The organism is Caenispirillum salinarum AK4, assembly GCF_000315795.1.
Taxonomy (GTDB): Bacteria; Pseudomonadota; Alphaproteobacteria; order Rhodospirillales; family Rhodospirillaceae; genus Caenispirillum; species Caenispirillum salinarum.
The window spans coordinates 20917-38681 of record NZ_ANHY01000013.1 but is presented as its reverse complement, the minus strand read 5'-3'; the positions used below and the strand labels follow the sequence as shown (position 1 = coordinate 38681).

Here is a 17765-nt window from a genome sequence, read left to right as displayed (position 1 = left end):
CGCCCCGGCGGCGGCGCGGAGCATAGCGCGCGGGCCGTTTCCGACGCCAGGGGCCGTTTGGACGGCGCGCGATGGGAGAGGACCCGCGCCGAACTTTCCGCTATGCGGGAAGAAGAAGCATGCGCAAGATGCGCGTCGGCGGGTCCGATTGGCGGCCCGCTTTTTCCTTGGAGGATTCCATGGCGCGTTTTGTCCGCTCCGCGACGATCGTGCTGACGCTCGCTTTCCTGTCCGCCTGTGCCGCCTCTCCCGAGGACACGGGCGCCACCGCCGGCGCCGGCGAGAGCCTGTCCACCGGCGTTTCCGCCAATGCCGGCGGCTCGACCGGCGCCTACGCACCGGGCTCGGCCGCCGAGTTCCAGGCCACTGTGGGTGACCGCGTGTACTTCGGCCTCGACCGCCACGACCTGTCGGCCGAATCGCAGGCGCTGCTCGCCCGCCAGGCCCAGTGGCTGAAGACCTGGCCCGACCGCCAACTGGTCATCGAAGGCCATGCCGACGAGCGCGGCACCCGCGAGTACAACCTCGCACTGGGCGAGCGCCGCGCCACGGCCGTGCGCGACTACCTGAGCGCCCAGGGCATTCCGGCCGCGCGCCTGAGCACCGTCTCCTTCGGCAAGGAACGCCCGACCTGCGTCGAGGCCGACGAGGCCTGCTGGTCGCAGAACCGCCGCGGCGTCTCCGTCGTCGAATAACACGCGCCGACGGTCGACATCATCGACGCCGCGTTCACCCGGCACGCAGCCTCACGCGTCATGCGGCGCGGCGGCCAGTCCGTCGTACCGGGCGACGGCTGTACGATCTTTACCGGTCGCCCGGTGTGATACGGTTCGGGGGGAGGTGCTGCGCCTCCCCTCGGCGACTTTCCGGCGGAAGGATGCTACCATGGTGGTAGGTCCGAATTCTGGCCGGAGGGGACGCCATGACACACTATCGCCTGACCCCGCTGAAACCCGGCGGATGGCACCGGCTGGGCCTGCTGGCCGCGCTTGGCCTCGTGCCGCTCACCGTCATGCTGTGGACCACCGACGCCTTCGGCGGCGGGGAGATCGGCGTCCAGTCGGCGCTGATCTTCCTGGGCTGCGGACTGGTGCTGGTGGCGCTGCTGTCCTTCGGCCTGGGATGGGCCTTCAGGGGCTTCGCCGTGCGCACCCATGCGGAAGGCGAGGACGAGGACCGCGACCACGGCCGGCCGCGCGGGACGCCGGCGCCCCATGCCGTGCCCTCTCATGCCCCCGCGGCCAAGAAGGCGGCCGCCCACCACTGACCGGCTTTGCGCCGCCGCCCTCTGGACAGACGGCGCGGCGCGCCCCATAACCACCGCCGTCGCCGGCCCCTTGCCGGCGGACCGCATCGGGCGCCCGGCCGGAGCGCCGTTCCTAATCAGGGCGTTCCCTTCCCATGCTGTATCTTTCCCTTATCGGCGGCCTGGTGCTGCTGCTGGTCGGCGGCGACGTGCTCGTGCGCGGAGCCGTGGCGGTGGCGCGCAAGGCCGGTGTCTCTCCGCTCGTGATCGGCCTGACGCTGGTGGGCTTCGGCACCTCGCTTCCCGAACTGGTGACCAGTCTTCAGGCGGCCATGATGGGCTCGCCGGCCATTGCCGTGGGCAACGTCGTCGGGTCGAACATCGCCAACATCCTGCTGATCCTGGGCGCCTCGGCCCTGGTGGTGCCGGTGGTCTGCGCCATTCCCGGCGTCCGCCGCGACCTGCTGGTGATGACGCTGGCCACCGCTGCCGCCATCGGGCTGGTGATGCTGGGCGCCGTGCCGCGCTGGGCCGGCGTGGTGCTGATTGTGGCGCTGCTGGGCTACACGGGCCTGGCGCTGGTTCTCGACCGCCGCGAGTCGGCCACCCGGGCCCTGCGCGAGGGCGAGGTCGACGCCGCCGAGCACCTGCCGCCCGCCAAGCTGGGCGTCATCGGCGGGATCGTGCTGACGGTGCTGGGCATCGCGGGCGTCATCCTGGGCGCGCGGCTGCTGGTCGGCGCGGCGGTGGAACTGGCGCAGGCCGCCGGCATCTCCGAGGCCGTCATCGGCGTGACGCTGGTGGCCGTCGGCACCTCGCTGCCCGAACTGGCGACGTCGCTGGTCGCCGCCGTGCGCCGCCAGGGCGACGTGGCGCTGGGCAACGTGGTGGGGTCGAACGTCTTCAACATCCTGGGCATCCTGGGCGTGACCGCCGCCGTCTCGCCCATCGCGGTGCCGGAGGAAATCGCCAGCCGCGACATCTGGGTGATGGCGGCCGCGACGCTGGCTCTGCTGGCCGTGGCGCTGGTCGGAAAGCGTATCCTCAACCGCATGGGTGGTCTGCTGTTCCTGGCCGCATATGCCGCTTACACAGCCTGGCTGATCCTGGCATAGTGGCGTGCCGCTTCTTCTTCAGCGGCATCTTCTGGAGACACGGGTTCCCATGCGTTCCCCCATCATGGCGGCTTCGGCCGCCGCCGCGGCCTGCGGCCTTCTCATCGGCGGCGAGACCGTCGCCTTCGCCTGGACCATCGACCTGATCCTGATGGACCGCCTGGGCCTGAGCCGCGAGGCCGCCATCGTCGGCGGCGTCGTCGGTGTCGGCCTCGGCCTGGCCGTCAGCCTGTGGACGGCATGGAAGGTCTACCGCGCCGAGCTGGCGCTGGCTGCCGCCGCCCTGATCCCGCCCCCGGCCGCACCGGAGGCTTGACGCCGCAACGGGTCGGCGTGGCACGGCCGTTCCTCTTCCAGCATCCGCGGAAATGATCAGGAGGCCGACCGACCATGACCGACCCGCTTCCCAAGGTTCTCGTCACCGGCGGCGCCCGGGGCATCGGCCGCGGCGTCTGCGAACGGCTGCTGGACGACGGCTGGCACGTCGTGATGCTGGACGCCGACGCCACAGCCCTGGAGACCATGGCCGAGCGCCTGGCCGGGCGCGGGATGCTGACAGCCGTTGCCTGCGATGTGGCTGACGAGGCCCAGGTGGCCGCCGCCGTCGCCCGCGCCGACGAGTTGCCGGGGCCGCTCAAGGGGCTGGTGAACAACGCCGGCATCATGCACCGCCAGCCGGTGACCGAGCTTTCGCTGGCCGACTGGCGGCGGGTGATCGACACCAACTTGACCGGCGCCTTCCTTCTCGCCAAGCACGCCGCCCCGGTGATGCGGGCGGACGGCGGCGGCGCCATCGTCAACATGGCATCGACCCGCGCCCACATGAGCGAGCCGGACACGGAAAGCTACGCCGCCTCCAAGGGCGGGCTGGTGGCGCTGACTCATGCGCTCGCCATCAGCCTTGGGCCGGACGTGCGGGTGAACGCGGTCTCTCCCGGATGGATCGACGTCAGCGCCTGGCGCGCCGATCCCGACGCCGCGCCCGAAGACTTGACGCACGAAGACCACGCCCAGCACCCGGCGGGCCGCGTGGGACGGCCCGAGGACGTGGCGGAACTGGTCGCCTATCTGCTGGAGGACCGGAGCGGCTTCGTCACGGGCTCGGAATTCGTGATCGACAGCGGCATGACGCGAAAGATGATCTACGCCGAGTAGCCCGCCGCCCGGACGGCGTCACCGCGCCTGCGCCAGCTTCAAAAATCCCATCATCAGTTCGTTGAAGCGCTGCGGCCGTTCCAGGCCGATCTGGTGCGCCGTGCCGGTGAAGGTTTCCAACCGCGCATTGGGAACGGCATCGCGGATCATGGCCTGCAACTCGGGCGGCGTGCTGGCGTCCTGGTCGGCCGAGAAGATGAGCGTGGGGACGGAAATCTCGCCCAGCCGCGCCGTCAGGTTCAGGTCGCGAATGGCGGCCGCGCAGCCCATGTAGGCCTCCGGCGGCGTGCGGCGGATCATGGCGGCGCACAGGCGCACCGTTTCCGGGTCGCCGTCGTGGGTGGGCGGGGTGAACCAGCGCTGCAGGGTGGGCTCCACGAGCTGCTCGACGCCGTCGCGCTCAACCGAGGCGATGCGGTCGTCCCACACCTTGCGGCGCTCGGCGTTCATCTCGCTGGCGGTTGCCGCGAGCAGCAGGCTGTTCACCCGCTCGGCGTGGTTCAGCGCCATGGTCTGGGCGATCATGCCGCCGATGGACAGGCCGACGACATGTGCCGCCGGCACGTCCAGCGCATCCAGGATGGCCGCCATGTCGTCGGCCAGAGTCTCCATGGCATAGGGCGGGGGCGTCGCGCGGCTCTTGCCGTGGCCGCGAATGTCCGGGGCGATGACGCGGAAGTGCTCGGTCAGCGCTGGAATTTGCGGGCGCCAGGCCTCGTGGTCGGCGGACAGGCTGTGGATCAGCAGCACCGGCGGCGCGTCGGGCTTGCCGGCGGTCTCGACGAAGAAGGTGGTGCCGTTGGCCTCGATGTGCATGGCCGCTCCTTCCGCTTCGTGGTCACAAACACAGGGGCAACGCGGGAGAAGGCGTCGGCGCTTACGCCGCGCCCTTCAGCGTCCGCACGGCGGCGTCCAGCCAGGGGACCAGGTCGTCGGTGATGTGGTGGCAGTGGCTGAGGTCGTGGCTTTGCTTGAACCAGGGCGCGTCCTTGGGGCGCACCCAGATGGTGGTCATGCCGACCTCGGCGGCGGGCTTGAGGTTGGCCGCGCTGTCCTCGAAGAAGGCCGATTCGGCCGCCGTCACGCCGAAGCGGTCCATCATGGCCTGGTAGGTCTCGGGCTGCGGCTTGGGGATGTAGTTGGCCGCCGCGATGTCGAATATGCCGTCGAAGTGATGGGCCAGCTTGAGCGCCGCCAGCACGTCCTCGGCGTGCTTCTCGCTGCCGTTGGTGAAAATCAGCTTGCGGCCGGGCAGGGCGGTCAGCGCGGCGTCCAGCTCCGCGCGGGGCTCCAGCACCGAATGGTCGATGTCGTGGACGTAGGACAGGAACGCATCGGGCTCCATGCCGTGGTTGAGCATGAGGCCGCGCAGGGTGGTGCCGTACTCGTGATAGTACTGCTTCTGGATTTCGAAGGCGCGGTGCGGGTCGACGCCGAGAAATTCGGAGATGAACGCCTTCATCCGCTTGTCCACCTGCGCGAACAGGTTGGACGTGGCCGGATAGAGCGTGTTGTCCAGGTCGAAGATCCAGTCCTGGATACGCTCAAGGCCGGGCAGGTGCGGGCTGTCGGGGGTCTCGGCGCGGTCCAGCGGGGTCTGCGGCACGGGGGCGTCCTTCTCAGGTGGTGAGGGCAGGTCTCACATGGGCCGGCGGCTCGGCGGCTGCAAGCGGTGAATGGGCGAGGGGAGGTTGGCCCCCCCCTCGCGCTCCCCGCCGTGAGTTCTTTTCGATCTGCCTAAGATCGAAAAGGACGACATAGGGTGGCGGAGCCGAAGGCGTGTGCGGAGCACACAGCGCGACCCCGCGCCGGTCAGGCGCGTGAGCCTTAGTGGCGCTTGAACGTCGTTCAGGCGCATCGCGCCTGAACGAAAAAAATCTAGTCGTTCCACACCGCCGTGCCGGCGCCGTGGGGGGTGAAGATTTCCAGCAGGATGGCGTGGGGGACGCGGCCGTCGATGATGACGGCACCGTCCACACCCTGCTCCACGGCGGTCAGGCAGGTCTCGACCTTCGGGATCATGCCACCCTTGATGGTGCCCTCGGCGATGTGCTTGCGGGCTTCCGTCACCGTCATGTCGGGGATCAGCGCGCCGTCCTTGTCCAGCACGCCCGTGATGTCGGTTAGCATCAGCAGGCGATAGGCGCCCGTCGCCGCGGCGATGGCGCCGGCGGCGGTGTCGGCGTTGATGTTGAAGGTTTCGCCGTTGGGGCCGATGCCGATGGGGGCGATGACCGGGATCACGTCGGATTCGCGGAACATGTCCAGCAGGTGCGGCGTGATCTCCGTCGGCTCGCCCACATAACCCAGGTCCAGCACGCGCTCGATGTTGCTGTCGGGGTCCTTCTTGGTGCGGCGCAGCTTGCGCGCCCGGATCAGGTTGCCGTCCTTGCCCGACATGCCGATGGCGAACCCGCCCGCCCGGTTGATGGCGGTGACGATCTCCTTGTTGATGGAGCCCGCCAGGACCATCTCCACGATGTCCACGGTCGCCTGGTCGGTGACGCGCAGACCGTCGACGAAGTCCGACTCGATCTTCAGGCGGTCGAGCATGCGGCCGATCTGCGGCCCGCCGCCGTGCACGATCACCGGATTGATGCCCACCTGCTTGAGCAGCACGATGTCGTTGGCGAACTGCTCCGCCAGCGCCGCATCACCCATGGCGTGACCGCCGTACTTGATGACGACGGTCGCGCCCGCGTGCTCGCGCATGAAAGGCAGGGCTTCGGACAGGGTCCGGGCCTTGCGCATCCAGACGTCGCGCTCTTCCGGCGGCAGCGGGGTCTTCTTCGGCGGGGTCATGGTCGGGCGGTCTCCTGCGGACGGTCTTTGGACGCGCGTGAACGAATCGCGCGCGATCCTAGAGCAATTCGGCGGGAGAACGAACAGGGTTTTGGCGGCGGTGGCGGTGGAGGGAGGGAGCCACCAAGACACCAAGGCACCAAGAGGATGTGCTGACGGTGTCAGCGTGGCCACATCGGCGTGACCTGGCGTCGAGACACCAAGGCACCAAGGGCTTCCGGCTGCGCGGGAATACGATGCGAGGGAGCCACGGGCTGCCTCGCGCTCCCCCGATTACTCAATCAACATCAACTTCATAGATCGGGCGAAAGCGGCCGTCCGAAAGACGATGGCGCGCCTTCGCGCGCTGTCTTGGTGTCTTGGTGCCTCGGTGGTTCAAAAAACACACCACGCCTTGGCCTCACTCCGGCAGCGCCAGCGCCCCGATCTCGGCCCGCAGCTCGGGGATGCCGTCGCCCTTGGCCGACGACGTGGGGATGACCACCGGGTGCGCCGCCACGTGCTTGGCGAGTGCGTCCTGCGTCTCGGCCACGCGCTTTTCCGCCTGGTTGCCCTTCAGCTTGTCGATCTTGGTCAGCACCACCTGGTAGTTCACGGCAGCCTGGTCCAGCATCTTCATGACGTCGTGGTCGCTGTCCTTCAGGCCGTGGCGGCTGTCGACCAGCACCATGACGCGGCGAAGCTGCGCCCGGCCCTGAAGATAGGCCATGGTCACGGCCGTCCACTGCTTGACCTTCTCCTTGGGCGCCTTGGCGAAGCCGTAGCCGGGCAGGTCGGCGATCATCAGCCGGTCGCCCAAGTTGAAGAAGTTCAGCTCCTGGGTGCGGCCGGGCGTGTCGGAGGTGCGCGCCAGCTTGTTGCGGTTGGTCAGGGCGTTGATGAGGCTCGACTTGCCGACGTTCGACCGTCCGGCAAAGCAGACCTCGGGCAGCGGCTCCTCGGGGATCTGCACGAGCGCGGCGGCGCCCAGCACGAAGGTGGCTTCCTTGGCGAAAAGGCGCCGCCCGGCTTCCAGCCAGGCGGCGCGCTCTTCGTCACTCATGGTCTCGCCGGTGAAGGCGGGTTCCTTCTGTCGGGTCATGCGGCTCCGGCGCGTCTCATGATGATCCACTGCTGGGCAATGGAGAGGGTGTTGTTCCAGGCCCAGTACAGCACCAGACCGGCGGGGAAGTGGGCCAGCAGGAAAGTGAACACGATGGGCAGCATGTTCATGATCTTGGCCTGCATGGGGTCCGGCGGGGCCGGGTTCAGCTTCTGTTGCAGGTACATGGTGACACCCATGATGAGCGGCAACACGCCGATCATCAGGAATTCCGGCGGCGTGTACGGCAGCAGCCCGAACAGGTTGAAGATGGACGTCGGGTCCGGCGCCGACAGGTCGTGGATCCAGCCGTAGAAGGGCGCGTGGCGCATCTCCAGCGTCACGAACAGCACCTTGTACAGCGCGAAGAACACCGGAATCTGCACCACGATGGGCAGGCAGCCGGAAACCGGGTTGGCCTTCTCGCGCTTGTAGAGCGCCATCATTTCCTGGTTCAGGCGCGTGCGGTCGTCACCGAACCGCTCCTGCAGCTCCTTCATCTTGGGCTGCAGCTTCTTCATCTTGCTCATGGCCTTGTAGGACTTGTTGGCCAGCGGGAACATGGCGAGCTTGATGAAGACGGTGAACACCAGGATGGCGATGCCGAAGTTGCCGACCAGACCATGCAGCCAATTCAACACGTAGAAGAACGGTTTGGTCAGGAAGTAGAACCAGCCGAAGTCAACGGCAAGGTCGAAGTTCGGGATGTTGTATTCCTCGGCGTACTGGTCGAGGAGCTTCACTTCCTTGGCGCCGGCGAAGAAGTTGTTGGTGACAGACGCGCTCTGGCCGGCGGCGATGGTCATGCCGGGCTCCAGGTAGTCCACCTGGTAGCGGTCGGTGGGGCCGGCGGCGGCGTCGCGGTGAGCGAAGCGGGCCTTGGTCTCAAGCTCGGGGTCGAAGGCCAGCGCCGTCAACCAGTATTTGTCGGTGATGCCGATCCAGCCGCCGGTGGTGGTCTGCTCGATCGTCCCGTCCTCGGCCAGCTCGTCGTAGTCGACTTCCTTGAGCGTCTCGTTGAAGACGCCCAGCGGACCCTCGTGAAGGATGTAGAAGCCGGCGGTCTCGGGCGTGCCGACGCGGGCGATCAGGCCGTAGGGGTACAGCGTGACCGGCTGGTCGGTGGTGTTGGTGACCGTCTGCTCGACGGAGAACATGAACTTGTCATTGATGCTGATGGTGCGCTGGAACTCGATGCCCTGATCGTTCCGCCAGGTCAGCGTCACCGGATTGCCGGGGCTGAGCGTCTGCGCGTCCGTCGTCCATACCGTGTCGCTGCCCGGCACGTCGATGCCCGTGCCGCCCGCGACCCAGCCGAACTCGGCGTAATAGGGGTTGGGCGCGCCGGCCGGCGACAACAGGTCGATGAGCGGGCTGCTCTCGTCCGGCTCCACGTGGTACTCGCGCAGGGTCAGATCGTCGATCCGCGCACCCACCAGGTTCATGGAGCCCTTCAGCGCCGGCGTGTCGATGCGGATGCGCTGGTCGGAGCGCGACACCGCGGCCTCGCGGCTCGCCGGGGCGGCCATGCCGGGCGCGGCGCCCGGGGCCTGCGGCGCGGCGCCTGGGCTGGGGATGTCGGCGCCGGGCGAGGGCACCGGCGCGTCACCGGCCTGCTGGCCCGGAGCCTGCGTCTGCGTCTGCTGCGCCTGCTCGACGGGCGGCTGGTCCGGCTTCGGCCAGAGGAATTCGAACCCCAGCAAGATCACCAAGGAGGCGACGATGGCTAGGATCAGGTTGCGCTGTTCAGACATGGGTTCGTCTTCCGCTCGACCGAAACATCAGCTCTTTCAGAACTCTCAGGAGTGGGTGTGGCCGCAACCACAGCCATGACCGGCCTTCTTTGTGCCGGTGTCAGTGCCGGAGGCGGGCGGCACGGGATCGTATCCGCCTTCCATCCACGGGTTGCAGCGCAGGACGCGGCGTGCCGCCAGCCAGGCCCCCTTCAGGGCGCCGTGGCGGGCCAGGGCGTCCATGGCGTAGTGGGAACAGGTGGGTTCGAACTTGCACGACGGCGGCAGCAGGGGAGAGACGAAGAGTTGGTAGCCCCTCACCAGTCCGCGCAGGACGCTGCTCGCGATGCTCATGGTCCGTCGACCTTCGTTCCGTTGCCGCCGCGGCCGCGCAGGGCCCCCAGTCGTTTAAGCGCCCAGCGCAGATCATGCAACATCTGATCGAACGGCAACGAAACCGTAGCCTCCGTGCGGCCGATGAGGACGTAGTCGTAGGCCGGGTCGGCCCAGGCGGGCAAGCCCTGGTCGGCCACCTCGCGCAGCCGGCGGCGGGCGCGGTTGCGGGTGACGGCCTTGCCCACCTTCTTGCTGGTGGTGAAACCCACGCGCGGCAGATCGGCCGGGGCGCCGGCACGGTCCGGCGCCGCGTCATCGCCGCGCAGGTCATCGCGCGGGGCCATCTGGATGATGAACCCGGGCGTGACCCATTTTTTCCGCGTGTTGGCAACACGCAGAAAGTCCCGCCGCGCCTTCAGGCGCGGGGGACGCTTCCGTCTCTGGTGCGTGTGCGCGTCGTCCGCCCCCATGCCGGGGCCCCGCGCGACCGCTTTACGCGCTCAGGCGCTTGCGGCCCTTGGAGCGGCGGTTCGCCAGGACGCGGCGGCCACCCACGGTGGCGCTGCGGCTGCGGAAGCCATGGCGGCGCTTGCGGACGAGGCGGCTCGGCTGGTACGTGCGCTTCACGGTAACTCTCCATCTGCGGGCGGCGCGCGCCGTCCGGCGGGCGGGCGCCTGAAATGTCTTCAGGTCTCGACAGGGATCGCACGGTGGCGACGGGTGTTCGAGGAAAGCGGCGATATACCCTCAGGGGCGGGGGCAAGTCAACCTCGGACCGCGCGACCGTGCGCGATTTTCGCCGTCACGACCTCCCGTCGCTCACGGGGACGTTAATTGAGGGCGGTGCGGCGCAATGCTACCTCGGGAAGCATGAGCCCGCATCCCTGCAAGAAAGGCGGTTCCCGCATGGCGTCCCGATCCGAGACCATGGAAACAGAGCGCCCCACCCGCGCCCGGCTGTGGAAGCTGGGCCTCCTGGCCGCCTTCGTGGCGGTGCTGGTGGGGCTTTGGGCGTCCGGCGCAACGGATGTCCTGTCGTTCGAGACTCTGCGCCAGCACCGGATCGCCCTGCAGGAGTGGGTCGCCGCCAACTATCTGCTGGCCGTCCTCGCCTTCATGGCGATCTACGCGCTGGGGGTGGCCTTCTCGGTGCCCGGGGCGGTGTGGATGTCCATCGCCGGCGGTTTCCTGTTCGGCACCTGGCTGGGGGCCGTCTACATCATCATCGGGGCGACCGTCGGCGCCGTCGCGATTTTCCTGCTGGCGGGCACGGTCTTCCGCGACGCCTGGCGCGCCAAGGCCGGCCGCGCCGTCGCCCGCATGGAAAAAGGGTTCCGGCGCAATGCCTTCAGCTATCTTCTGGTGCTGCGGCTGGTGCCCGTCTTCCCGTTCTGGCTGGTGAACCTGGTGCCGGCGCTGCTGGGGGTCAGGCTGTCCACCTACACGGTGGCGACAGCCATCGGCATCATTCCCGGCGCCCTGGTCTACGCCAGCGTCGGCAACGGGCTGGACGCCGTATTCGCCCGCGGCGGCACGCCGGACCTGAGCATCATCTGGAGCCCCGAGATTCTCGGCCCGCTGCTGGGACTGGCGGCGCTCGCCCTGGTGCCCGTCGCGTGGCGGGCGTGGAAGGAAAGGAAGGCCGATGCGCGCGATGGAGCCTGAGACCCTCACCCCCGACCTCTGCGTCGTCGGCGCCGGCTCGGGCGGGCTGTCGGTGGCCGCCGGGGCGGTGCAGATGGGCGCGTCGGTGGTGCTGGTGGAAAAGGGCCGCATGGGCGGCGACTGCCTCAACTATGGCTGCGTGCCGTCCAAGGCCCTGCTGGCCGCGGCCCACGCCGCCGCCGATGCCCGCGCCATGGGGCGGTTCGGGGTGACGGCTCCGGGCGGGGTGGCGGTGGATTTCCCGGCCGTCATGGATCACGTGCGCGACGTCATCGCCGGCATCGCTCCGCACGACAGCCAGGAGCGGTTCGAGGCACTGGGCTGCACGGTCCTGCGCGAGTCGGCGCGGTTCGTCGATGGCCGCACGCTGGAGGCGGGCGGCGTCCGCATCCGCCCCCGCCGGGTGGTGCTGGCGACCGGTTCGCGGCCCCGCCTGCCGGACCTGCCGGGGCTGGCCGAGGCCGAGCCGCTGACCAACGAGACCGTCTTCGACCTGCGCGAGGCGCCGCAACGGCTGCTGATCCTGGGCGGCGGGCCCATCGGCACGGAGATGGCGTCGGCCTTCCTCGGGCTGGGCGTGCCGGTGGCGCTGGCGACCCGCGGCGAGATCCTGCCCAAGGACGACCCGGAGCTGCGCGCCGTCGTCCGCCATCGCCTGCGCGCCGACGGGCTGGTGCTGTACGAGAACGCCGACATCACCGAAGTGGCCCGCGCCGACGACGGCGGCCCCGTCCTCTGCTTCCGCGACGGCCGCTGGGTGGCGGGCTCGCACCTGCTGGTGGCCGTGGGGCGCGAGCCGGGCATCGGCGGCCTGAACCTGGAGGCGGCTGGCATCGCGCACACGCCCCGTGGCATCACCGTCGACGCGCGCCTGCGCACCTCCAACACGCGCGTCTTCGCCATCGGCGACGTGACCGGCGGGCTTTTGTTCACCCACCGCGCCGGACACGATGCCGGGATCGTCGTGCGCAACGCCCTGTTCCGCCTGCCGGCCAAGGCCCAGCACCATGCCGTGCCGTGGGTCACCTACTGCGATCCGGAGCTGGCTCAGGTGGGGCTGACGGAGGAAGAGGCGCGGAAAAAGCACGGCGACTCCATCCGCGTCATTACCGAAGGCTTCGACGGCAACGACCGCGCCCGCGCCGAGCGCCGCACCGAAGGTCGCCTCAAGCTGGTCACCGACCGCAAGGGCCGGGTGCTGGGCTGCGGCATCGTCGGGCCCCATGCCGGAGATCTCATCCAGCCCTGGGTGCTGGCGCTGTCCCAGGGCATGAAGGTGGGCCCCCTGGCCACCATGATCGCCCCTTATCCGACGCTCGGCGAGGTCAGCAAGAAGGCCGCCGGCGGCTTCTACACGCCCAGGCTTTTCGGCGCCGGCACGCGGCGGCTGGTGCGTGCCCTGGCGCGTCTGGGGTAGGGTGGGGGGACGCCAGAACAAGGACCGGCACCGTGCCCAAGGACGACGTCACGCCCACGCCCGCCGGCGCTCCCGGAGCGCCGCGCCGCCGCGCGCCGCTGCACCGCGGGCTGCCGCTGCGGCTGCTCCTGCTGACGGTGCTGTTCGTCATGCTGGCGGAGGTGCTGATCTTCGTGCCCTCGGTCGCGCGCTACCGGGTCGAGTACCTGAAGGAGCACATGGAGCAGGCCCACCTCGCTCTGCTGGCCCTGGAGGCCACGCCCGACGGCATGGTCGACGAGTATCTGCAGAAGCGCCTGCTCGATCATGCCGGAGCCCTGGGCATGACCGCCTGGCGGCCGGAGCGCACCACGCTCATGCTGGGCATCGAGCCCGAGGAACTGGACGCCCGCTTCGACCTACGCAGCGCCGGCTTCTTCGAGCTTCTGGCCGACGGGCTCGCCGTCATGGCGCGCACCGACGACCGCATGATCGGCGTGATGGGCGTCAGCCCCAAGGACGCCGACGTGCGCATCGACGTGGTTCTGCGCGAGGCGCCCATGCGCCATGAGATGTTCGCCTACGGCGAGCGCATCTTCTATCTGTCGCTGATGATATCGCTGTTCACCGCCGGGCTCGTGTACCTGAGCCTGCACCTGCTGCTGGTGCGCCCGCTGCTGCGCATGGCCGACAACATGGCCGACTTCCGCGCCGCGCCCGAGGACCCGGACCGCACGCTGCGCCCGAGTCGCCGCCACGACGAGGTGGGCATGGTGGAACGTTCGCTGGCCGAGATGCAGACGGACCTGCGCCGCGCGCTGGTGCAGCAGGCGCGGCTGGCGGCGGTGGGCACGGCGGTCTCCAAGATCAGCCACGACCTCAAGGGCGTTCTGTCGGCCGCGCTGCTGGAAAGCGACCGGCTGGAAGCCTCGGCCGCCGACCCCGAGGTCAAGCACGTTACCTCGGGCATCGCCCGCGCCCTCGACCGGGCGGTGGAGTTGTGCACCCGCACGCTGCGCTTCGCCAAGGAAGGCCCGCCCGAGGTGCGTCCCGGCCGTGTCGACCTGCCGGCCCTGATCGAGGACAGTGCGACGACGGCACCGGGCGTGGCGGTTTCGGTCGCCATGCCCGAGGGGCTGGCGGTGCGGGCCGATCCGGGGCAGCTTTCCCGCGTGTTCGACAACCTGCTGCGCAACGCCGTTGAGGCCGGGGCGAAGACCGTCACAGTCTCGGCCTGGGCGCGCGGCGACCGGGCGGAGGTGGAGGTGGCCGACGACGGATCCGGCCTGCCCGCCAAGGCGCGCGAGAACCTGTTCCAGCCCTTTTCCGGCTCGGCCCGGGCAGGGGGCACGGGCCTCGGCCTGCCGCTCTCGCGCGAAATCCTGCGGGCCCTGCGCGGCGATCTGACGCTGGCACGCACGGGTGCGGACGGCACCGTCTTCCGCCTGGTCCTGCCGCTGGCGGGCCACGAACCGGGGTGATGGGCGGAAATTGTCGGTTTTGTCCTTGACGGGGGCGCCTCCGATCGGTAAACAACCGGCCTTCCAGCGTTCATTCACAGATTTCTGAGATCGAGAAGGACAAGGCCATGCCCCGTCGTTGTGCCATTACCGGCAAGGGCGTCATGACCGGGAACAATGTGAGCCACGCTCACAACAAGACCCGCCGCACGTGGAACGTGAACCTCCAGGTCACCTCGATGATGAGTGATGCCCTGGGCGAGCCGGTCCGCCTGCGCCTGTCCGCCCACGGCCTGCGCACCGTCGAGCACCGGGGCGGCATCGACGCCTTCCTGCTGTCCACGCCCAGCACCAAGCTGACCAGCGAGGCCCGCAAGCTGAAGAAGCGCGTCCAGAAGGCGGTCGCGGGTGGCGAAGCCGCCGCCTGATCACCCGGTCACGCCGTTCAGGCAAAGAACTCCGAAAGGGCCGTCCGCAGCGCGCGGGCGGCCCTTTCGGCGTGTGGGGGTGGTCCCTGCCGCGAAAGCGGGACTCGACAGCACCGAAGTGGGCCCTGATATGAGGCAGCGGCAGTGGAAGCCGGCGCGTTCCGGCTTGCGCATGTATCCTTTACCGGGCGACGTGTAGTCAACCACGCATCTGCCGCCCGGCAAGGACGACTGGCCGCCGCGCCTTATGGCGCGTTAGGCTGCGTGCCGACCGAGCGCAGCGTCGATGTCGGTCATCGACGCGCACAATCGTCTTCAGGGAGGGGAGCCGCCCATGATTGCCCGCCGCACCGTCGTCAAGAGCCTGGCCGGAGTGCCGCTCGCCGCCATCCTCGCAGACCCCAAGCTGGCTGCGCTGGCGGCGGAGGAGCTTGAGCAGGTTTCCACCACCACGGCCGACGGCCGCACGGTCAATGCCGTGCTGGCGACGCCGGAGACCATCACCGATGACAAGGCGCCGGGCGTGCTGCTCATCCATGAATGGTGGGGGCTGAACGATCAGATCAAGTCCATGGCCCGGGAGTTCGCCCAGCAGGGGTTCGTCGCGCTGGCCGTCGACCTCTACGGCGGCGAGGTGGCGCAGGATCGCGAGAAGGCGCGCTCTCTCATGCAGTCGGTGAAGGAGGATCAGGCCGTCGCCACCATGCAGGCCTGGACCGAATGGCTGCGCAACCACGAGGCCACGACCGAGCAGATCGGCGTCGTCGGCTGGTGCTTCGGCGGCGGCTGGGCCTTGCGCACGGCCGTACATGCGCCCGTGGATGCGGCGGTCGTCTACTACGGCAACGTCGACGTGCCGACCGAGCAGTTGGAGCAGATCGAGGGGCCGGTTCTGGGCCACTTCGCCACCCAGGACAACTTCATCAACGAAGAGATGGTCGGCACCTTCAAGAGCCGCATGGAAGAGGCCGGACAGCCGCTGGAAATCTATTGGTACGAGGCCGACCACGCCTTCGCCAATCCCACCGGCGCGCGCTATGACGCCGGCGCGGCGGCACAATCGTGGACGCGCACGCTGGCCTTCCTGATGGAAAACCTGCGCCAGGCGCGCGAGGAAGGCCGCGCCTCGCAGACCGAACCGGTCCAGACCGAGACCAAGGCTGCGGAGTGACCCTGCGCAGGCGCCTTGGCACCGTGCTGGCGGCGGCGGTTCTCGCGGCCGCCTCAGGATCGGCGGGAGCGCAGGACCCCGACTCGGCGGCGGAGGCCGTGGTGACAGTGGTCAACGCGGCCCCGGAGCCGGTGACGGCGGTGATGACCGAGACCCCGACGGCGGCCGTCGTCCAGGCGTGGCCGCGCGTGCTGGAGCCGGGCGCGGCGGAGACGGCCGCCTTTTCCTTTCCCGCCATGACGGGCGCGGTGTCCATGGTGCAATACGCCCTGCCGCCCGAGTCGGACGGCGACACCCGCACCTGCCTGTTCCGCTGGCGTGCGGATGCCAGCGCCGTGGTGCGTTGCGCTGCCGTCCTGACCGCCCAGCGCATCGGTGTCGGCGCCGTCTCCTGCAATGCCCGGCTGGTGGAGCAGGACCCGCGGACCTGCAGCTTTCGCGCGGTGTTCGAGGTGCGGTGAGATCCGTCCGGGCGGCATGCGTCGACCATTGGATGGCGCCGTTCGACCGTTCTGGACCTTTGGCGCCAGGGCGCTCATCCCTACGGCTAATAGGTTTTCCCCGCCCGACCGGGTAGCATCTCCCGTGGCCGCGCAAGAGCCGTCGCGGCCCGATCCGGCACGCCGCGCGGAGCCCGTCCCGCAGCGCGATAACCCGTTTTTGCCAATCTGCGAAAGCAAGTTTCGTTTTTTTCGGGAAAAATGGGGGTTTATTACCGCGCGGGATTCTTCTAAAAGGGTTGTCGCAGGGTTCGTGATTTCACCTAGGCTTTTTTCACGGGAGGGAAGTTTATGTCCAAGGGACGTGTTGCGCTTGTGACCGGCGGCACCCGCGGCATCGGCCGCGCCATCAGCGAGCATCTTCGCGACGCCGGCTGCAAGGTCGCCGCCAACTACGGCGGCAACGATGCCGCTGCCGAAGCCTTCACCAAGGAAACCGGCATCGCCGCCTACAAGTTCGACGTCTCCAGCTTCGACAGCGTCAAGGAAGGCATCGAGAAGATCACCAAGGAACTCGGCCCGGTCGAGATCGTGGTGAACAACGCCGGCATCACCCGCGACGGCACGCTGCACAAGATGAGCTTCGAGCAGTGGGACGCGGTGATCCAGACCAACCTGACCAGCTGCTACAACACCTGCAAGTGCGTGGTCGACAGCATGCGCGAGCGGGGCTTCGGCCGCATCGTCAACATCGGCTCCATCAACGGCCAGGCCGGCCAGTACGGCCAGGTGAACTACGCCGCCGCCAAGTCGGGCATCCACGGCTTCACCAAGGCGCTGGCGCAGGAAGGGGCCGCCAAGGGCATCACCGTCAACGCCATCGCGCCGGGCTACGTGGACACCGACATGGTGCGCGCCGTGCCGCACCACGTGCTGGAAAAGATCATCGCCAAGATCCCCATGGGTCGCCTGGGCCGGGCCGCCGACATCGCGCGCGGCGTGGTGTTCCTGACCGCCGACGACGCCGACTTCATCACCGGCTCGACGCTGTCCATCAACGGCGGCCAGCACATGTATTGATCCGTCGCGCCTCGCCCGGTCCGTTCCCGAGGACCGGCGCGCGACACAAAAACACCCCCGGGCGCGCCCGCCCGGGGGTGTTTTCATGTGCGCGGCCCGGCCCGGGGATTGGGGGAAGGGGAGTCCGCCGGGACCGCCGCGCACAACCGACACCGGGGAAAGGGTGCCGGATGCCGCCGAGGCGTCGTCAGAAGGTCGGGAAGGCCTGGCCGGTGGCGGCAAGTCCCTCGTCCCCGAACGATATCGTTCCCTCCGCCCGCACCGCCACCCGGCCGGACTGGAACAGCCGCACGGTCATCAGGCGGCCGCGCCGTCCCTGTCGGTCGCACAGGACCTGCAAGACCTCGTAGGCCGGATGCTCGGGCCGCGCCGCGCGCGCCGAGTCTGGACGGGTGCAGCGGCGATCGGAGGCGGCTGCGGCCATGGCCAGGTCTTCCGCCAAGCGATCCGCCGGCGCCTGCTCCGTCAGGGCGGCCACCTGCGGAAGGGCCGCCTCCGGCTCCGCCGCCCGCGCCGGCACCCCGGCGCTCAGAAGAACGGTGGCCAGGGCAAGCAGACGTGCAGACGGAGACATTGGTGCTTCTCCCATGGATTTACGACCTTGGGAGGAAGATGATTGACCCTTTAGAGAATAAGGTCAACACGGACAACCGTCAT

General features: G+C 69.0%; 21 protein-coding genes. 12 read left to right on the top strand and 9 right to left on the bottom strand.

Annotated elements, in window-relative coordinates; all coding sequences use genetic code 11:
• Positions 1 to 179: 179 nt before the first annotated feature.
• From pal to C882_RS13270, 5 genes are all read left to right on the top strand, one after another.
• Positions 180 to 695, top strand: coding sequence for a peptidoglycan-associated lipoprotein Pal (gene pal / locus C882_RS13290; protein ID WP_043645579.1), 516 nt, complete (start codon positions 180 to 182; stop codon positions 693 to 695).
• Positions 696 to 922: 227 nt separating this feature from the next.
• On the top strand, positions 923 to 1267 hold the full coding sequence (locus C882_RS13285) for a hypothetical protein (protein ID WP_009541136.1): 345 nt from the start codon (positions 923 to 925) through the stop codon (positions 1265 to 1267).
• 134 nt (positions 1268 to 1401) lie between these two features.
• Entirely contained in the window at positions 1402 to 2361 is a 960-nt protein-coding gene (locus C882_RS13280; protein WP_009541135.1) for a calcium/sodium antiporter, read from the top strand.
• 49 nt (positions 2362 to 2410) lie between these two features.
• On the top strand, positions 2411 to 2677 hold the full coding sequence (locus C882_RS13275) for a hypothetical protein (RefSeq protein ID WP_009541134.1): 267 nt from the start codon (positions 2411 to 2413) through the stop codon (positions 2675 to 2677).
• A 74-nt stretch (positions 2678 to 2751) separates the two neighbouring features.
• Positions 2752 to 3516 carry an SDR family oxidoreductase gene (locus tag C882_RS13270; RefSeq protein ID WP_009541133.1) on the top strand — a complete coding sequence of 255 codons (765 nt, stop codon included), beginning with the start codon at positions 2752 to 2754 and terminating at the stop codon, positions 3514 to 3516.
• A gap of 18 nt (positions 3517 to 3534) precedes the next feature.
• Here C882_RS13270 and pcaD read toward each other — a convergent pair whose 3' ends face one another.
• The 8 genes from pcaD to rpmH form a co-directional block, all read right to left on the bottom strand.
• Positions 3535 to 4332, bottom strand: coding sequence for a 3-oxoadipate enol-lactonase (pcaD, locus tag C882_RS13265; RefSeq protein WP_009541132.1), 798 nt, complete (start codon positions 4330 to 4332; stop codon positions 3535 to 3537).
• Between the two features lie 61 nt (positions 4333 to 4393).
• On the bottom strand, positions 4394 to 5122 hold the full coding sequence (locus C882_RS13260; RefSeq protein WP_009541131.1) for a pyrimidine 5'-nucleotidase: 729 nt from the start codon (positions 5120 to 5122) through the stop codon (positions 4394 to 4396).
• Positions 5123 to 5394: 272 nt separating this feature from the next.
• Positions 5395 to 6318 carry an acetylglutamate kinase gene (gene argB / locus C882_RS13255; RefSeq protein WP_009541130.1) on the bottom strand — a complete coding sequence of 308 codons (924 nt, stop codon included), beginning with the start codon at positions 6316 to 6318 and terminating at the stop codon, positions 5395 to 5397.
• A gap of 400 nt (positions 6319 to 6718) precedes the next feature.
• Positions 6719 to 7399, bottom strand: a complete 681-nt coding sequence (gene yihA / locus C882_RS13250) for a ribosome biogenesis GTP-binding protein YihA/YsxC (protein ID WP_009541129.1) — start codon at positions 7397 to 7399, stop codon at positions 6719 to 6721.
• Complete coding sequence (yidC, locus tag C882_RS13245; protein ID WP_009541128.1) at positions 7396 to 9153, bottom strand: membrane protein insertase YidC; 1758 nt, start codon at positions 9151 to 9153, stop codon at positions 7396 to 7398. Before yidC ends, yihA begins: the two co-directional genes overlap by 4 nt.
• Before the next feature lie 45 nt (positions 9154 to 9198).
• On the bottom strand, positions 9199 to 9486 hold the full coding sequence (gene yidD, locus C882_RS13240; RefSeq protein ID WP_009541127.1) for a membrane protein insertion efficiency factor YidD: 288 nt from the start codon (positions 9484 to 9486) through the stop codon (positions 9199 to 9201).
• Positions 9483 to 9938 (bottom strand): ribonuclease P protein component, encoded by a 456-nt coding sequence (rnpA, locus tag C882_RS13235; RefSeq protein ID WP_009541126.1) that lies wholly within the window; start codon positions 9936 to 9938, stop codon positions 9483 to 9485. The genes yidD and rnpA overlap by 4 nt, the downstream gene beginning before the upstream one ends.
• A 22-nt stretch (positions 9939 to 9960) precedes the next feature.
• On the bottom strand, positions 9961 to 10095 hold the full coding sequence (rpmH, locus tag C882_RS13230; RefSeq protein WP_009541125.1) for a 50S ribosomal protein L34: 135 nt from the start codon (positions 10093 to 10095) through the stop codon (positions 9961 to 9963).
• A 279-nt stretch (positions 10096 to 10374) separates the two neighbouring features.
• Between rpmH and C882_RS13225 the strand changes: the two genes are divergently transcribed.
• The 7 genes from C882_RS13225 (at position 10375) to phbB (ending at position 17108) form a co-directional block, all read left to right on the top strand.
• Entirely contained in the window at positions 10375 to 11133 is a 759-nt protein-coding gene (locus C882_RS13225; RefSeq protein WP_009541124.1) for a TVP38/TMEM64 family protein, read from the top strand.
• Positions 11114 to 12550 carry a dihydrolipoyl dehydrogenase family protein gene (locus tag C882_RS13220; RefSeq protein WP_009541123.1) on the top strand — a complete coding sequence of 479 codons (1437 nt, stop codon included), beginning with the start codon at positions 11114 to 11116 and terminating at the stop codon, positions 12548 to 12550. Before C882_RS13225 ends, C882_RS13220 begins: the two co-directional genes overlap by 20 nt.
• A 32-nt stretch (positions 12551 to 12582) precedes the next feature.
• On the top strand, positions 12583 to 14010 hold the full coding sequence (locus C882_RS13215) for a sensor histidine kinase (protein WP_009541122.1): 1428 nt from the start codon (positions 12583 to 12585) through the stop codon (positions 14008 to 14010).
• Between the two features lie 107 nt (positions 14011 to 14117).
• Positions 14118 to 14417, top strand: a complete 300-nt coding sequence (rpmB, locus tag C882_RS13210; protein WP_009541121.1) for a 50S ribosomal protein L28 — start codon at positions 14118 to 14120, stop codon at positions 14415 to 14417.
• Positions 14418 to 14751: 334 nt separating this feature from the next.
• Positions 14752 to 15588, top strand: coding sequence for a dienelactone hydrolase family protein (locus C882_RS13205; protein ID WP_009541120.1), 837 nt, complete (start codon positions 14752 to 14754; stop codon positions 15586 to 15588).
• Positions 15585 to 16049, top strand: coding sequence for a hypothetical protein (locus tag C882_RS13200; protein ID WP_009541119.1), 465 nt, complete (start codon positions 15585 to 15587; stop codon positions 16047 to 16049). The genes C882_RS13205 and C882_RS13200 overlap by 4 nt, the downstream gene beginning before the upstream one ends.
• Positions 16050 to 16379: 330 nt before the next feature.
• A complete protein-coding gene (phbB, locus tag C882_RS13195; protein WP_009541118.1) occupies positions 16380 to 17108 on the top strand; it encodes an acetoacetyl-CoA reductase in 729 nt (242 codons plus the stop codon).
• 187 nt (positions 17109 to 17295) lie between these two features.
• Here the strand turns inward: phbB and C882_RS13190 are convergent, their stop codons facing one another.
• Positions 17296 to 17682 (bottom strand): hypothetical protein, encoded by a 387-nt coding sequence (locus C882_RS13190; RefSeq protein WP_043645535.1) that lies wholly within the window; start codon positions 17680 to 17682, stop codon positions 17296 to 17298.
• Positions 17683 to 17765: the final 83 nt, after the last annotated feature.

Excerpts from the sequence above, each read along its gene's own strand:
- pcaD (WP_009541132.1), bottom strand. The coding sequence starts at position 4,332 with ATGCACATCGAGGCCAACGGCACCACCTTCTTCGTCGAGACCGCCGGC.
- C882_RS13280 (WP_009541135.1), top strand. The coding sequence starts at position 1,402 with ATGCTGTATCTTTCCCTTATCGGCGGCCTGGTGCTGCTGCTGGTCGGC.
- C882_RS13275 (WP_009541134.1), top strand. The coding sequence starts at position 2,411 with ATGCGTTCCCCCATCATGGCGGCTTCGGCCGCCGCCGCGGCCTGCGGC.
- yidC (WP_009541128.1), bottom strand. The coding sequence starts at position 9,153 with ATGTCTGAACAGCGCAACCTGATCCTAGCCATCGTCGCCTCCTTGGTG.
- C882_RS13190 (WP_043645535.1), bottom strand. The coding sequence starts at position 17,682 with ATGTCTCCGTCTGCACGTCTGCTTGCCCTGGCCACCGTTCTTCTGAGC.
- phbB (WP_009541118.1), top strand. The coding sequence starts at position 16,380 with ATGTCCAAGGGACGTGTTGCGCTTGTGACCGGCGGCACCCGCGGCATC.
- C882_RS13220 (WP_009541123.1), top strand. The coding sequence starts at position 11,114 with ATGCGCGCGATGGAGCCTGAGACCCTCACCCCCGACCTCTGCGTCGTC.
- yidD (WP_009541127.1), bottom strand. The coding sequence starts at position 9,486 with ATGAGCATCGCGAGCAGCGTCCTGCGCGGACTGGTGAGGGGCTACCAA.
- yihA (WP_009541129.1), bottom strand. The coding sequence starts at position 7,399 with ATGACCCGACAGAAGGAACCCGCCTTCACCGGCGAGACCATGAGTGAC.
- C882_RS13225 (WP_009541124.1), top strand. The coding sequence starts at position 10,375 with ATGGCGTCCCGATCCGAGACCATGGAAACAGAGCGCCCCACCCGCGCC.
- rnpA (WP_009541126.1), bottom strand. The coding sequence starts at position 9,938 with ATGGGGGCGGACGACGCGCACACGCACCAGAGACGGAAGCGTCCCCCG.
- pal (WP_043645579.1), top strand. The coding sequence starts at position 180 with ATGGCGCGTTTTGTCCGCTCCGCGACGATCGTGCTGACGCTCGCTTTC.
- C882_RS13285 (WP_009541136.1), top strand. The coding sequence starts at position 923 with ATGACACACTATCGCCTGACCCCGCTGAAACCCGGCGGATGGCACCGG.
- C882_RS13205 (WP_009541120.1), top strand. The coding sequence starts at position 14,752 with ATGATTGCCCGCCGCACCGTCGTCAAGAGCCTGGCCGGAGTGCCGCTC.
- argB (WP_009541130.1), bottom strand. The coding sequence starts at position 6,318 with ATGACCCCGCCGAAGAAGACCCCGCTGCCGCCGGAAGAGCGCGACGTC.
- rpmB (WP_009541121.1), top strand. The coding sequence starts at position 14,118 with ATGCCCCGTCGTTGTGCCATTACCGGCAAGGGCGTCATGACCGGGAAC.
- C882_RS13270 (WP_009541133.1), top strand. The coding sequence starts at position 2,752 with ATGACCGACCCGCTTCCCAAGGTTCTCGTCACCGGCGGCGCCCGGGGC.